This is a genomic window from Bradyrhizobium sp. 613_E4_N2_2 (assembly GCF_052075995.1).
In the GTDB taxonomy this organism is placed as follows: Bacteria; Pseudomonadota; Alphaproteobacteria; order Rhizobiales; family Xanthobacteraceae; genus Bradyrhizobium; species Bradyrhizobium barranii.
Map to the genome: position 1 here is coordinate 6159929 of NZ_CP197234.1, position 15490 is coordinate 6175418.

General features: G+C 65.4%; 12 protein-coding genes. 1 reads left to right on the plus strand and 11 read right to left on the minus strand.

What is annotated here, in order from left to right:
• Window positions 1–22 precede the first annotated feature (22 nt).
• The 5 genes from AB7290_RS29565 to hydA all read right to left on the minus strand — a co-directional run bounded on the left by AB7290_RS29565 (window position 23) and on the right by hydA (window position 6394).
• Window positions 23–1642, minus strand: coding sequence for an ABC transporter substrate-binding protein (locus AB7290_RS29565; protein WP_085403152.1), 1620 nt, complete (start codon window positions 1640–1642; stop codon window positions 23–25).
• Window positions 1643–1749: 107 nt separating this feature from the next.
• A complete protein-coding gene (locus tag AB7290_RS29570) occupies window positions 1750–3186 on the minus strand; it encodes an NAD(P)-binding domain-containing protein (protein ID WP_085403151.1) in 1437 nt (478 codons plus the stop codon).
• Entirely contained in the window at window positions 3183–3932 is a 750-nt protein-coding gene (locus AB7290_RS29575; RefSeq protein WP_085403150.1) for an SDR family oxidoreductase, read from the minus strand. Before AB7290_RS29575 ends, AB7290_RS29570 begins: the two co-directional genes overlap by 4 nt.
• A 1-nt stretch (window position 3933) precedes the next feature.
• Window positions 3934–4908 carry an NAD-dependent epimerase/dehydratase family protein gene (locus AB7290_RS29580; RefSeq protein ID WP_085403149.1) on the minus strand — a complete coding sequence of 325 codons (975 nt, stop codon included), beginning with the start codon at window positions 4906–4908 and terminating at the stop codon, window positions 3934–3936.
• 16 nt (window positions 4909–4924) lie between these two features.
• Window positions 4925–6394 carry a dihydropyrimidinase gene (gene hydA, locus AB7290_RS29585; RefSeq protein ID WP_085403213.1) on the minus strand — a complete coding sequence of 490 codons (1470 nt, stop codon included), beginning with the start codon at window positions 6392–6394 and terminating at the stop codon, window positions 4925–4927.
• 56 nt (window positions 6395–6450) lie between these two features.
• On the opposite strand from hydA, the gene AB7290_RS29590 reads away from it, so the two are divergent.
• Window positions 6451–7113, plus strand: a complete 663-nt coding sequence (locus tag AB7290_RS29590; protein WP_085403148.1) for an aspartate/glutamate racemase family protein — start codon at window positions 6451–6453, stop codon at window positions 7111–7113.
• Here the strand turns inward: AB7290_RS29590 and AB7290_RS29595 are convergent.
• The 6 genes from AB7290_RS29595 to AB7290_RS29620 are packed head-to-tail and all read right to left on the minus strand — an operon-like array spanning window position 7110 to window position 15395.
• Window positions 7110–7778: a flavin reductase family protein gene (locus AB7290_RS29595; RefSeq protein ID WP_201266220.1), complete on the minus strand. Its 669-nt coding sequence runs from the start codon at window positions 7776–7778 to the stop codon at window positions 7110–7112. The two genes, AB7290_RS29590 and AB7290_RS29595, sit on opposite strands and share 4 nt — an antisense overlap.
• Before the next feature lie 5 nt (window positions 7779–7783).
• The gene (locus AB7290_RS29600) at window positions 7784–8716 is read right to left on the minus strand and encodes an N-carbamoyl-D-amino-acid hydrolase (RefSeq protein WP_028148445.1); all 933 of its coding nucleotides are present in this window, start codon (window positions 8714–8716) and stop codon (window positions 7784–7786) included.
• Window positions 8716–10506 (minus strand): long-chain-fatty-acid--CoA ligase, encoded by a 1791-nt coding sequence (locus tag AB7290_RS29605; RefSeq protein ID WP_245344192.1) that lies wholly within the window; start codon window positions 10504–10506, stop codon window positions 8716–8718. Before AB7290_RS29605 ends, AB7290_RS29600 begins: the two co-directional genes overlap by 1 nt.
• Window positions 10503–11798, minus strand: coding sequence for a class-III pyridoxal-phosphate-dependent aminotransferase (locus AB7290_RS29610; RefSeq protein WP_085403212.1), 1296 nt, complete (start codon window positions 11796–11798; stop codon window positions 10503–10505). Before AB7290_RS29610 ends, AB7290_RS29605 begins: the two co-directional genes overlap by 4 nt.
• A 10-nt stretch (window positions 11799–11808) precedes the next feature.
• A complete protein-coding gene (locus tag AB7290_RS29615) occupies window positions 11809–13389 on the minus strand; it encodes a hydantoinase B/oxoprolinase family protein (RefSeq protein WP_085403146.1) in 1581 nt (526 codons plus the stop codon).
• Complete coding sequence (locus AB7290_RS29620) at window positions 13386–15395, minus strand: hydantoinase/oxoprolinase family protein (protein ID WP_085403145.1); 2010 nt, start codon at window positions 15393–15395, stop codon at window positions 13386–13388. The genes AB7290_RS29615 and AB7290_RS29620 overlap by 4 nt, the downstream gene beginning before the upstream one ends.
• Window positions 15396–15490 lie beyond the last annotated feature (95 nt).

Here is a 15490-nt window from a genome sequence, read left to right on the forward strand (position 1 = left end):
GAGCCTCTCTTGTTTGCCGCCATCACTTGCGGCTGACGTCGCGATAGTCGACCTGGCGGTGGAACTCGTAGGTGTAGCCTTCGACCGACGACGCCATCACCGCATCCTGGTTCGGCTGCCACAGCATGATCTGCGGCATCAGATCGACATGCATCGCGTTGAGCTTGCGGCCCGCTTCCTCATACTTCGCCTTGTCCGGCTCGAAACGCGCCTCCTGCGCGATCGCGGCAAGATCCGGGTTGTTGATCGAGCTGTAATTCCAGCGCTGATTACCGGTGTAGAAGTTGCGGTAGAAGTAATCGGTCGACGGCAGCCAGGCTACGATGCCCTCGGTGTAGAAGGGAAGCTTCTTCTCGTTGATCTGCGTCGACATCTGTGCATCCGGCAGCTTCTGGATGTCGACCTTGATCCCGATCTTGCCGAGCGATTCCTTCACCAGCGCGGCCATCGGCTCCGCGGTCGAGGACTGGCCGACGTTGAAGCTGAAGGTGGTCGAGAAACCCTCGGGGAGCCCGGCCGCCTTGAGATATTCCCTTGCCTTGTCGAGGTCGAGCTTCACCGGCTGCTGGAACGGATAGATGCCATTCAGCGGCTTGCCGTCCGGCCAGGTCGCGCCGAACAGCGGCGCGCCGCGGCCGAACAGCGCGGCCTTGAACATGTCGTCATAGGGCAGCGCGTAAGCGATGGCGCGGCGGACATTGACGTTGTCGAATGGCGGCATCTGGTTGTTCATCGAGACATAGGTGATCGCATTGTACTGCGGGGTCGAGACCACCTTGAGCTTGCCCTTGGCTTCGAGCGACTGCACGTCGCTGGCCTGGAGATCGACGACGAGGTCGGCATCGCCGCGCTCGACGAGATTGGCGCGGGTCGCCGGCTCCGGCACGGACTGAATAATCACGCGCTTGAAGAATGCGGGCTTGTTGGCCGAACCGCGGTTCCAGGTCTCGTCGCGCTTGAGGATGACCTGCTCGCCCGGCTTGAAGGTCTCGACCACATAAGCACCACTGCCGGCGGTATGCTCCTTCAGCCATGCGGTGGCCCAGGGATCATCCGGCGTCGCGTGCTCTTTTGCCACCTTCGAGTTGATGACCAGGGGATAGACGGTGGCGAGATTGGGCAGCGCGAGCTTGTCGGGTTTCGGCAGCGTCACCTCGATGGTGAGGGGATCGATCACCTTGAACTGGTCGGCCGACGTCAATGATCCCGTCAGGAGCTGGGCCTTGCCGAGGATCGGCGCGGTGACGCAGCGATCGAGCGACCATTTCACGTCCTCCGCCGTGACAGGCGAACCATCCTGGAACTTGGCGTCCTTGCGCAGACGGAAGGTCAGCTTCAGGCCATCGGGGCTGACGTCGTAGGATTCAGCGAGCTCGCCGGTGATCGTGTCGAGGTCGAACACCCATTTGCCGTTGAGCTGCTTGCGGCCGAACGCCACCAGCCGATCGTAGGTGCTCATGCTCAGCGCGAAGGATTCGCGCGTCGATCCGGGGATGTTGGGATCGAGCGTGTTGACCGCTGATCCCGTGACGTAGCGCAACGTCTCCGCCCTGGTCTGTGCCTGCGACGGCGCGGTGGCAATGAGCAACAGCGCAGTGGTGGCGAGGACTGAGGCCGCGGGCCTGAAAGACACAAAACGCATTCGTTTTCCCCAAAATTTCGGCAAGAACGCCAGCAAGGCAGGTCAAGAAAGAAGCAAGTTGCGCGCCAATCCCGCAGAGGCGCTTCGTCGCGGCGGTGCATGGATGATCATCGCGATTCTCCTATGTTTCGCGCGGGCCGCGCAACCACGGCCTGCGGCACGTCGTAGGCGCTGAGCGAAGCCCAGTGGCGTTCAACATCGGCGCGAAACAAGCCGCGCGTCAGGCCATTGACCAGCTTGGGAATGGCCGTCGTCATTGCATTGATCGACGATCCCGACGGACCAAAACTCATGGTGGAGGCAATGGCGAACAGATGGATGTCTGAGATCCACGACGTCTCGCCCGGCACACGTTCGGTGAAGGCGTAATCGTCGGCGAGATAGGGAAAGCGGCCGAGCCGCGCGTTGTGCTCGCTCGAAGGCGGCTGATAGCGATCGGCCCAGGTCGCGATATTGCCGGCAAAGCGGCGCAGCTCGCCGCGGCCAGCAAAGTTCATGTCGATGCCGGTGCCGCAAATGACGAAATCCGCCGTGATCGTGCCGCGTGGCGTGTGCAATTCGACACCGCCATCGGTCTGCCTGGTGCCCTCGACCGGCGCACCCTCGTGCAGCGTGAAATTGGCGTGACGCGCGCAGCGATCATAAGTCGGCTGCGGAAAGCCTTCGCGCATCTCGAGGATCTTGCGCATGAAGCGCCAGCGCCAGGCATCGTCGAGATCGCTGAGGTGGCGCAGGAAGCCGCGAAAGGTCAGCCAGCGATAGGGCTGGATCACCTGGATCTGAGCGCGGCGGCAGAGCAGATGCACCTCCGCCGCGCCTGCCTCCAGCGCGGTCGCCGCATTGTCGAAGGCGGACGCGCCGGCGCCGATCACCGCGACGCGCTTGCCGCGCAGGCTTTCGAAGTCGATGTCGTCGGCAACAGTTGCGACCGAACCTGCCAGCAGATCGCGCAGGGGCTCGGGAATCATCCAGTCGCCCATGCCCTCCTGCCCCGTCGCCAGCACGATCTTGCGTGCGTAGAGCGTCTCGATGGCATCGGCCCGTTTCACGCGTGCGGCGAGCAGACCGTCTGACGCAGGCGCGATCTCCAGAAGCTCGCAGCCGTTGCGCACGGGCAGACCGATCGTGCGTCGCAGCCAGAGCAGATATTCGGCCCAATGCTCTCTCAGGATCAGGTTCAGCTCCTGCCAGCTCTCCTTGCCGAGGCGGGCTTCGTGCCAGGACTGATAGGTCAGGCTGGGGATATCGAGGTCAGGTCCCGTATAGTCCTTCGGGCTGCGCAGCGTTGGCATGCGGGCGTAAGTGAGCCACGGGCCCTCCTTCCCCTCCTCGGCCTTGTCCAGCAGCAGGATGCTGCTGACGCGCGAGCGCATCAGGCCGAAGCCGATGGCGATGCCGGACTGGCCGGCACCGACGATCAGCACGTCGAGCGCGGGCTTGCCGTCCGGTCCCGTCTTCGGCTCGAGCCAGGCGGCGCCGGGATGCGCGATCATCGCGAGATCGGCGCGCACGGTCGCTTTAAGCTTTGCCAGCGCGTCGCTCATGCCGCGAGCCAGCCTCCGTCGACCACCATCACGGTGCCGGTCGTGAACGAAGACGCATCACTGGCGAGATGCAGCGCGGTCTGCGCGATTTCTTCCGCCTGACCGAAGCGCTTCATGGCGTGGCGGTTGCGGGAGGCTTCGCGCACCTCGTCCGAATTGGCGTGGCGGGCAAAGCTGCGGCGAAGCATCGGCGTGTCGATTGCGCCGGGCGCAATCGCGTTGACACGAATGCCGTCGGTCGCGAAATCGACCGCCATGGTGCGCGTCAGGCTGACGATCGCGCCCTTGGCGGCGATATAGGCACTGTTGCCCTTGCCGCCGGCGATCGCAAGCTGCGACGCCAGCGTGATGATCGAGCCGCTCTTCTGCTGCTGCATCTGCGGCACTGCAGCCCGCGCCCACAGCCAAGTGCCACCGACATTGGCGCGGAACACCGCGTCCCAGTCTTCCGGGCTCGTCGTCAGCACCGTGCCGCCACAGGAAAAGCCGGCGGCAGTCATGAGGACATCGAGCCGGCCGTGCCGCGCGATCACCTCGCCTACAACTGTTTCGGCGAAACCGGCATCGCCGACGTCCCCGACATGCGTCGTGGCGTTGCCCACAAGGCTCAGCGTTTCCTGAAGGCCCGCGGCATCGCGATCGACCAAAGCTAGATGCGCGCCCTCCTCCGCAAACAGCTTCGCGCTTGCACGACCGATGCCCGAAGCTGCTCCTGTGATGATGGCCGTGCGCCCCTGCAGCCGCATCTCAGATCCACTCCTTGTGCTGGGTCAACCAGGCGCTCATCGCGGCGGCGGATTCAGCGCAGCCGAGCTGCGCGCGCCAGCCGAACTCATCCGCCATCCGCGTCACCGACAGCGGCGCGCGATAGGATCCATGCAGCTTGATGGCCGTCTGCTCGCCGGGCGCCGCAAGCCGGCATTGCAGGCCGGGATGCAGCGCCGCAAAGGCCTCGCCCCATTGCAGCGCTGGCCATAGCCCACCGCGGGAGATGTTGTAGAGCCGATGGCGCGGCCGCTCCGCTTCGATGAGCAGTGCGACGGCTTCGGCCGCATCCGGCGCGTAGATCCAGTCTCTCATGCCTGCTTCAGGCATGACCGCCGGCTCGCCGCGCGCAAACGCAGCCAGGATCTGGTACTGGAGACTTGGCGTGTCGCGTACCGAGCCGGGCCGCTCCCATGGACCGAACACGGCGCTCAGACGCACGCTCAGGAAATCGCCGCCAAAGAGTTCGGCATGGCGAGCGACAGAGCGCTCCGAGGTGAACTTGCTGATCGCATAGAACGAGATGGGATCGCAGGGCGTCTCCTCGTCCAGAATGTCCACCCGCCCACCGGATGCGCCATAGGCCGATGCCGACGACAGATTGACGACACGGCGAACGCCATGACGGATCGCCGCGAGCAGGATGGGGATTTGCGCCATCACGTTAATTTCGAGAACGCGCGAGGTCGACGCTCGCTCGAGTTTATCGCCGGCCGTCACCGCCGCGCCCAGCGCGATCGCATCGCAGCCCGCGGCAATGAGGGCGTCGATGGCGTCTGCGTCGGTGATATCCCCCTGCACGGCTTTGAGCCGTGCACCGTAGTCAGCAAGCGATCGCCGCGCGGATGGCGGCAACTCCGCGCGGTCATACAGCGTGACGTCATGCCCGCGCGCGAGCAGTACCTCGGCAAGATTGAGGCCGACAAAGCCGGTGCCGCCGAAGATGACGATCTTCATCGCGCGCGATCTGCCGTCACAGCAGCTTTGCCCCAAAATTCCGCTCCGGATCCATGTCGGCGACGAGCCGCCCCGTCGGCTTTGCCGCCTCGCCGCCGCCGCGCGCCAGGAATTTGCCGCTGCCGGCCTCCGCGAGGCACTTGTTGCCGTCGATGATCACCCGGCCGCGCGAGAGAACGCTAACCGGCCAGCCCTTCAGCTTGCGGCCCGCGAACGGCGTGTAGCCGGCGAGGTCGTGCATCATCTCGTCGGCGATCACAGTCTCGCGATTGGGATCCCAGATCGCGATATCGGCATCGGCGCCGACCGCGATCGAGCCCTTGCGCGGATGCAGATTGTAGATTTTTGCCGGCGCGGTCGAAGTCAATTCGACGAACTTTTCCAGCCCGAGCCGGCCCTTCGACACCATCGCGTCGAACAGCAGCGGCAGCCGCAGCTCCAGCCCCGGCAGGCCGTTGGCCACCTGCTTGAAGTTCGGATTGGGACCGGCGCGCAGCTTGCCGGTCTCGTCGTAGCGATACGGCGCATGGTCCGACGAGATGGTCTGGAGATCGCCGAGCGACAGCGCCTGCCACAGCGCCTCCTGATCCGCATGCGTGCGCGGCGGCGGGCTGCACATCCACTTGGCGCCCTCGGCACCCGGCTTGTCGAGATCGTTTGCGGTGAGGAACAGATATTGCGGACAGGTCTCGGCGAAGACCTTCAACCCCTGCCCGCGCGAATCGCGGATGACCTTGGCGCCTTCGGCCGTGGACACATGGAAGATCATGATGGGCTGGTCGATCAGCGCCGCCATGCCGATCAGCCGGGTAAAGGCTTCCGCCTCCGACACGCGGGCATGGCTGACGGCGTGGTATTTCGGCATGGTGTAGCCGCGCGCAAGCAGGCGCTTCACCATCCAGGCGATGATGCCGTGATTTTCGGCATGGGCGCACAACATCGCGCCGGACTGGCGTGCGGCCAAGAGAATGTCGAGCAGCGGCTCATCGTCGACCTTGAGCCGGTCATAGGTCATGAAGATCTTGATCGAGCCATGGCCCTGCTTCACCAGCGCCGGAATGTGCTCCTCGACCGTCTCCTTGGTCGCATCCGCAATAATCATGTGGAAGGCGTAGTCGATCACGGCGCCCTTCTTGGCCAGCGCGTGATAATCCTCCACCACCTGCGGCAGCTTCATGCCGACATGCTGGGCAGCGAACGGGATCACCGTGGTGGTGCCGCCGAAAGCGGCAGAGACGGTCGCGCTCTCGAAGGTGTCGGCATTCATGATGCCGGCCGCGGACAACTGCTCGATATGGGCGTGGCTGTCGACGCCGCCGGGCAGCACCAGCTTGCCGCGCGCGTCGATCTCGCGCTTCGCCGCAGGCAGCCCGCGGCCGACGGCAACGATCGTCTCGCCGGAAATGGCGACATCGGCCTCGAACACGTCGGTCGTGGTGGCAACGCGGCCGCCGCGGATGATCAGGTCGTAGGTGGGTTCAGTCATGAGGCACTCCATGATATGCCTGAGCTACGTGATCGCCATTTCAAGGGAAGACCAACATGCCCCGGCCGCGCATTCTCGTCATCAATCCGAACTCCAACCCTGCGGTCACGCAAGGGCTGGAGGATGCGTTGAAGCCGCTCGGCTTCGAGGGCGGGCCGGAACTGGTCTGCCAGTCGCTGGCCGAAGGTCCGTTCGGCATTGAAAGCCAGGCCGACGTCGACGGCGTCGCGATGCAGCTGCGAAAACTGGTCGAAGGCGACAACAGCTCGGCCGCGTTCGTCATCGCCTGCTACAGCGATCCCGGGCTTCAGGTCTGCCGCGAAGGCACCGACCGGCCCGTGTTCGGCATCGCCGAGTGTGGCGTGCTGACGGCGCTGGCGCGTGCCGAAACCTTCGGCGTCATCGCGATTGCCCAGCGCTCGATCCCGCGTCACATGCGCTATCTCAGGCAGATGGGACTGACCGAGCGCCTTGCAGGCGAACGGCCGCTCAACATGAGCGTCGCCGAAACCGCCTCGGGCGAAGGCACGCTGGCGAAGATGATCGAGGTCGGCCGCGTGCTGCGCGACGAGGACGGCGCCCACGCCATCGTGATGGGCTGCGCCGGCATGGCGCGCCATCGCCGTCCGCTGGAAGAAGCGCTTGGAATTCCCGTGATCGACCCGACACAGGCGGCCGTCACCATGGCACTGGGTACGGTGCAGTTCTCGGCTCACTAGGCGTCCTTCAGCTCGTTGGCGTCCTGCCGCGCGAGCCATTGCGCGTGGCTCTCGCGCACAAGCGCAAACGTATCCCGCTGCGTCGTGTAGAGATTGCCGAACATGCGCCCGATCGGCCGGTAGGCGTCGAGATCGACATACATGTTGGTCTCGTCGACGAGGCCCTCCCGGGCATGAACCCGGAGCACCTCGCCGACCAGCAGTTCGCGATCGGGCGAGAAATTCAGTACGACGTGACGGCGGCATTCGAGAGCAAATGGTGCAGCCGCAAGGCGCGGCACCTTCACGTCAACTGAGGGAAACGTCGCAAGCCCGGTCGCCGCGACCTCGCTGTCACCAGAGGGAAAATCGACCGCGCAATCATTCATCGCGGCAGACAGCGCCTCATCCACCATGTGAACCACGAACTCGCCGTCGCGATGGATGTTGCGGGTGGTGTCCTTCGGGCCGTGATCCGGCTTGTGCTGGAGCCCGAGCACGATCAGTGCAGGGCTTTCGGAGAAGACATTGAAGAAGCTGAAGGGCGCGGCATTCACCGCTCCGTTCGCGTCCAGCGTCGTCACCAGCGCGATCGGCCGCGGCACGACCACGCCGCAGAGCAGCTTGTAGCGGTCGCGCGGATCGAGCTCGCGCAAGGAAATGCCGGATGTGCCCTTGTCCGCCATCGGCGTCACTTCTCCGGCGGCGGCACCGCGCCGGTCTGGCTGGTGATCAGGCCGTAATGCTCGATGCGGCGATGCTGGGCAAAATTGAAGATCGTGGTCTTGCCGAACGTCGTGGCGTCGAGATCGCAGGCGTGAACCAGGACTTCGTCGCCCTCCGTCTTGGCCTCGGCGACGATCTCGCCATCGGGATCGACGATCAGGCTGCCGCCGAACAGCGGATGGCCGTCCTCGACACCCGCCTTGGCCACCGCGACCACCCAGGTCGCGTTCTGATAGGCGCCGGCCTGCACCGAGAGACGGTTGTGGAACAGCCGCTTCTCGACGCCCTCCTCGCTCTTCTCCGCATTCACCGACGGCGTGTTGTAGCCGATCAGCACCATCTCCACGCCCTGCAAGCCCATGACGCGATAGGTCTCGGGCCAGCGCCGGTCGTTGCAGATGGCCATGCCGATGATGCCGCCCAGCTCGCGCCAGACATTGAAGCCGAGATCGCCCGGCTCGAAATAACGCTTCTCCAGATGCTGGTGCGACCGCTTGGTGTCGTAGTCCACATGCCCTGGCAGATGGACCTTGCGATATTTGCCGACGATCTTGCCGGACTTGTCGGTCAGGATCGCGGTGTTGAAATGGTGGCCGTCCGGCGTCAGCTCGGCATAGCCGAAATTCATCGCCATCTGATGCTGCGCCGCACGCTCGAACAACGGCTTGGTCGCTGCGTTCGGCATCTCGCGCTCGAACCAGATGTCGGCCTCCGCCCGGTCCTCCGAATACCAGCGCGGGAAGAACGTCGTCAGTGCCAGTTCCGGGTAGACGATCAGGTCGGCGCCTTTGGCTTTCGCCTCGTCCATCAGCGCGATCATGCGCCTGACCACGGCCTCGCGGCTGTCGGCCTTCTGGATCGGGCCCATCTGGGCGGCGGCAACAGTGACGATACGCATCAGCGAGTTCCTGATTTCTTGGTGAGGCTGGGGATCGCAGCTTGAGGGGCGTGCCGGCGCGCGCAGCATAACGCGGTCCTGCGCCGTTTTTCCAGCCAAGCAGCTTTCATGCCGTCCGCCCCCCATTCGGCATCCTGCAAAAGCCGCCAGTTGATCTTGTTGCTGGCGGTGCGCGGCAGCTCATCGACGAAGACGACGGCGCGCGGCGCCTTGTAGCTGGCCATCGCGCCGCGAGCCCAACCGACGATGTCGTCCGCCGAAATCGTCGCGCGCGCGGCTTCATCGAGCACCACCAGCGCCTTGACGGTCTCACCGCGGTAGTCGTCGGGGGTCGAGACGATGCAGCATTCCCGGATGGCGCGGTTCTGGTACATCGCGGCTTCCACTTCGGCCGGCCACACCTTGAAGCCGCTGACATTGATCATCCGTTTGAGGCGATCCACCGCGAAGAAATAGCCTTGGGCATCGCGATAGCCGAGATCGCCGGTGCGCAGGAACCGCTTTCCCGAGCGCTCGATGAAGGACTCAGCGTCGGCCTGCGGCCTGTTCCAGTAGCCTTGCAGCACCTGCGGCCCGTGCACGACGATCTCGCCGACGACATTGTCGTCGAGCTCGATCAAGGTCTCGGGATCGACGATCCTCGCATCGGTCTCCTGCACGGCAATGCCGAGACACTGCCGCTTCGGGGCCGCCATCGGATTGAGATGGGTCGGCGACATCGTCTCGGTCATGCCGTAGCCCTCGACGAAATCGAGGCCGAAGCGGCCTTTGAGCCGTTCGGCTACCGCGGTCGGCATTGCCGCACCACCTCCGGTCAGCACCTTGAGTTTCGCAAAGCACCGATCGCGGAACCGGACGCTTGCGAGCACGTCGACGATCATGGTCGGCGCGGCGTTCCAGAACGTGACGCCGTAGGTCTCGAACAGATCCGGCAGCAGATCCTTGTCCCAGCGCGCCATCAACAGCAGCGTGGCGCCTGTTACCACCGCGGCGTTCATCGAGCCCTGCATGCCCGCGACATGGAACAGCGGCATGAAGCCGGTCATCACGTCGCTGCCGTCGAGTCCATACCAGCGTGCCTGCAGGACTGCGGTGAACAGCGCGCTGCGATGGGTATGCATGCAGGCCTTGGGCTTGCCTGTTGTCCCCGACGTATAGGGCAGGATCATGAGATCGTCCGGCCCCGCGCTCATTGCGCCTGGCTGCAAACCTTGCGCGATCGCAGATGACCAGGAATGCCAGCCTGGCGACGGCGGTATCTTCGACGGCGCCTCGGTGATGCATGAAGGCAGCGTATAGGGCGTGGCGGCCGGCACTTCGTCGCGATATTGTGCGACGATCGTATGGGAGATGGCTTCGCCCACCAGCGGCACGAATATTTCGCTCAGTTCGCTTCCAATGATCGCGACCCTGGCGCCGCTGTCTTCGGCAAGATACGCGATCTCAGCCGTCTTGTTCATCGGATTGACCGGCACGATCACGGCGTCCGCCCGCATCACCGCGTAGTAGGCGATGACATATTGCGGCGAGTTTTGCAGCGCGATCATGACGCGATCGCCGCGCTTCACGCCGCAAGCGTTCTGCAGGAAGCCGGCCAAGGCATCGACCCGTGCGCGTAGCTCGGCATAGCTCAGGCTCGCACCATAAAACACCGTCGCCGGGTGCGACGGCCGATCCTTCGCCGCGCGTGCCAGCGCGTCGTACAGCGTCCCCTCCGGCATCGCGAGATGCCAGGGCTCGTCCGCCGGCCAGGCCGGCGAGCGGTAGGACGCTGCGGGGTCTGCGCTCACCCGTGCTCCTCGTCTGCGATGTCGAGGCCGTGGTCGAGCGCATCCAGCAGCCGCTCGGCTTCCTGCTCCGAGATCACCAGCGGCGGCGCCAGGAACAGCGAAGTCTGCTCACCGCTGGTTCCAATCACGGCGCCCGCCTCCAGTGCGCGCTCCGCCACGCGCGAGGCGATCGGGACCTCCGTGGTGTCGGCATGCCAGGAGCGCCAATCCGGACCGTGCAGCTCCACCGTCCAGTGCAGCCCCTGCCCCGCCACGCGCTGCACACTCGGATGTTTTTGCGCGATCGCGAGCAGCCGGCGAGTGAACAACTTTTCCAGGCTCGCCACGCGCTCGAGGATTTTCTCTTCGCTGACGACCTTCAGGTATGCGCTGACGGCGGCCATGCTGATGGGATGGCCGCGCAGCGTGCCGTAATTCTGCCAGCTCGTGCCCTTGAGCCGCTCGATGATGTCTTTCGACACCACGACCGCCGCGACCGCAGCCGCTCCGCCGCCGAGCGATTTTCCGAGCGTCACGATATCGGGGCGGCTTTCAGCGCCCTGGAACGCGAACCAGCGGCCTGCGCGGCCCGCGCCGGTGACGACCTCATCCGCGATCCAGTACGATCCCGCTTGCCGGGCGTGGCGCGCCACCTCGTCCTGATAGGCGCCGTCGTAGTAGATGCCGCCCTGGGTGTAGTCGATGATCGTCGCCGCGGTGTCCGACAGCAGCCGCGTGGCATCCGTCAGATATTCGCTGGGCGGCGTGTTGTTGGCCGGCGCGCCATAGATCGCGCCATCCGGCGCCGGGAGAATCCGCACCGGTGCCATCGGCGCCGGTAGCTTCGAGCCGCCCGCGTGCACCGCGAGGCCGCCGTGCCATTGCGGCTGCACCGTCATGCTGCGCGACAGGCCGGTGATGCCGTGATAGGCGCGCTCGCGCGTCGCCAGCGCAGACCGCTGCGTCAGCGCCTGGCAGAGCGACAGCGCCATGTCGTTGGCCTCACTGCCGCTGATGCAGAAGCGCACCGCGCCGACCCAGTCGTCTTCGCCTTTGAATGCGGTGATCATCAGGTCGTCGGCGGCCTGTTCGCGGCCGACCCAGGTCCAGCCTTCGTTCACGACGGGCGTATCGGCCGCGCGGCGGATCGCCTCCACCATCGCGGGGTGACGATGGCCGAGGCCGCCGCCGGTGTTGCTGCCGTCAATCAGCTTGCGGCCATCGGACAGGTGAAAGTAGACGCCCTCGCCGCCGACGACGGCCATGGGCGCGCTGTCGCCCGCGTTCAGCCCGGTTCGCAACAATCTGCTCATCGCAATCCCCTCACTCCGCGGCCGCGGCGCCATAGCCGCCGCCGCCGCACATCTCGATCGTGACGAGATCGTCTTGCTGCAACACCAGGTTCGATTTGCCGTCGATGGCGACGTTCGCGCCCTGCCTGATCAGCGAGATGCGGCAGGCCTTGCCGGCTTCGCCGCCCTGCATGCCGAATGGCGGGATCACCATGCGCTCGATGCAGGTGGTCAGGTGCATCGAAGGCGCGAGGATGCGATAGGTGCGAACCGAGCCGTCACCGCCGCGATGCGCGCCCGCGCCGCCGGACTGCCGGCGAATGGCCTGCTGCTCCAGGCGGATCGCGTAGCTCGCCTCGATCACCTCGACCGGCGTGTTCGACGTATTGGAGAGATGCACGCGCGTCGCCGACATGCCGGCCCGATCATGCCGCGCGCCCTCACCACCGCCGTGAACCTCGTAGAGCATCTTCCACGAGCCGTTCTGACGCGGCTCGGCAAAGAACAAGACGCCCGCGGTGGTCGCGCCACCGGCTGACAAGCGCTCCGGAATAGTGTCCTGCATCGCGCGAAAAATCGCATCGACGATGCGCATGGACGTCTCGTGGTTGCCGGCGGCAACGGACGCCATCCAGCCCGGCTCCAGGATCGAGCCCGGGCGTGTGATGATGGTCAAAGGCCGGAGCGCGCCCGCATTCTGGTGCATGTCGCGGCCGCTCATGATGCGTGCGGCATAGGCGACAGCTGAGCGCGCCATGAACGGCGTCGTGTTGCAGAAATTGGAGACGCGATCGCAACTGCCGGAGAGGTCGAAGGTCGCCTCGTCGCCGCGAATGGTGATTTTCACATGGATGCGCGCAGGTGCATTGTTGACGCTGCCGTCGTCGAGATAATCTTCGCCCTCGTAGACGCCATCGGGCAGGTCGCGGAGCGCCTCCCGCATCTCGATTTCGGAGAGATCGTGCAGGCGCGATTGCGTCGCCGTGAACACCGCCTTGCCGTGCTCGCGGCAGAGTTCGACGATGCGCCGCTCGCCGGCCTTGGTCGCGGCGATCTGCGCGAGCAGGTCGCCCTCACAGGATTCGGGATCCCGGACGTTGGCCTTGAGCAGCTGCACGATCGGCGTATTGACGCCAGCTGACGTGGCGATCAGCACCGGCGGAATCCGCATCGCCTCCTGGAAAGTGTCGATCGCCTTGGCAAAATAGCTGCCGGGCCAGGTGCCGCCGATGTCGGGCCAATGCGCGAGGCTCACCGCGAACGCCACGATCTCGCCGTCGACAAAGACGGGACGCACGACCTTGACGTCGTTGAGGTGATTGCCGCCGAGCGCGCCGACATTGTAGATCAGCACGTCGCCGTCGTTCAGGCTCTCGACCGGAACGACCTTCAAGAGTTCGGGGATCGTGTAAGCCATCGCGCCGAGATGGATCGGGATGTCGCGGCCCTGCCCGACCAGGCCGCCGCGGCCATCCGTGATTGCTGATGAGAGATCGCCGGCCTCGCGCAGCAGCGGCGAGCGCGCCGAGCGCGTCATCACCAGGCTCATTTCCTCGGCCGCGGCCGAGAGCCCGTGCCTGATAACCTCGACGACGAACGGATCGAGCTTCATGCCGCCCTCCGCGTCAGGAACAGATTGCCTGATACATCGGGTTTAGCTTGCCAGCCCGGCGGGACCACCACCGTTGACCATGCGTCTTCGATGATCGCGGGGCCGCTGACGACATCGGCCAATTTGGCGCGATCGATGATGGCGGTCGGGATATCGTGGAGGCCGTCGAATGAGCAGGCTCGCTTGCCTGATGACACCGCCCTCACCGCAGTCGCCGGCCGGCTCACCACCGTCGTCGACGGGCGCCGCGCCTGCATGCGCACGGATTCGATGACGCAGGGCTCGCTGGTCGCATAGCCGAACAGTTCGTGATGCCGCGCCAGAAAGTCCTTCTTCAGCTTGGTCACGTCGAGCGGCAACGTGAACGGCACCGGAATGGCATCGTTCTGCGCCGCGTAGCGCATCAGCGCCACCAGCTCGACCTGGATCTCCGCCTGCGCAACGCCGTTGGCGATCAGCGGCGCCGACGCATCGTCCATCAGCGTCCCGATCCGCTCCGACACCCGGGCGAGATCGATACCGTCGAGGGCGGCGCGTAGCGTCTGCTGCTGGAGGAAGCTGAAATCGGCGGTGAGACAGCCCAGCGCCGAGAATGCGCTCGAAGCGCTCGGCACGACAACCTCTGCAATCCCGTAGAGATCGGCAAGGCCCGCGGCATGCATCGGACCGCCACCGCCGAAGGCGAGCAGCGTGCAGTCGCGTCCGTCGATACCACGTTCGACCGTGACGCGGCGAAGCGCACGGGCCATCGTCGCATTGGCGACCTTGATGATGCCGAGCGCGGTTTCGGTCAGACTCAGCCCCAGGGCGCGCGCGATCGGGTCGATGACGCGTTCCGCGGCCTTGATGTCGATGCCGATGCGGTCGCCAAGCTTGGTCTCGGGATTGAGATAGCCGAGCACGGCATTGGCATCGGTGATGGTCGGCTCAGTGCCGCCGCGGCCGTAGCAGGCCGGCCCCGGCTCGGAGCCGGCGCTCTCCGGCCCGACCGTCAGGCCGCCGGGACCGTTTCGCACGATCGATCCGCCGCCGGCCCCGATGGAATGGACCGCAAGCATCGGCTGACGCAGCGGCTTGTCGCCGAGCATGCGGCCGTCGGTCATCTCGGCCTGACCGTCGACGATCAGGCAGACGTCCGTCGTGGTACCGCCCATGTCGAAGGTGAGCATGCGCGATGTGCCGAGCTGGCGCGCGATGCTGACCGATGCGGAGACACCGGCGGCCGGCCCCGACATCGCCATCACCAGCGGCCGCCGCTTCACGGCCGAGATCGGGACCATGGCTCCGGCCGAATGAAACACCTGCAAGCCGGCGCCGATCGGCAGCCGCTGCTCCAGCTCGCTGAGATATTCCACCGCGATCGGCATCGCGGCCGCGTTGAACACGGTCGCGGACGTCCGTTCGTATTCGCGCGCCTCGGGATTGACCTCATGCGACAGCGAGACGTGGGCGACGACGCCCTTGAGGCGCTCGCCCAGCATCTTTTCGTGCACGGGATTGGCGTAGGCGTGAAGCAGTGCGACCGCGACGCTCTGCACGCCGGTCTGCTTCAGCCAGGCCACCAGACGCTCGATCTCGGTCTCATCCAGCGCCTTCAGCACCCGGCCCTCGTGATCGAGGCGCTCGGCGAGCCCAAAGCATCGTTCGGGCGGCACCAAAGGCGGTGATTTCGGCGGAATGTCGAGACGATAGAGATCGCGGCGGCGATAGCGCGCAATCTCCAGCACATCGGCGAACCCTTCGGTCGCGACCAGCGCCACCTTCGGCAGCCGGTTCTCGACGATGGCGTTAGTCACGCGCGTGGTGCCGTGCACGAAGCGCCTGACCTCGCTCTTGCGCAGGCCCACCGCCTCGATCGCCTCCAGCATCGCCTGAACCGGCGCGTCGGGGCGCGACGGCACCTTTGCGATCCGCGCCTCCGCGGAGTCACGCCTGATGGCGATGATGTCGGTGAAGGTGCCGCCGATATCGGTGCCGACTTCCCAGTGATTTTCGGAGGAACTCATGTGCGGGGTCAGTTACGGATGACGTCCGAACCGGACGCCGGGTGCTTGCCGTCCATCGCAACGTCCAATGCCAAACCGAGAGCGCTCATCATCAT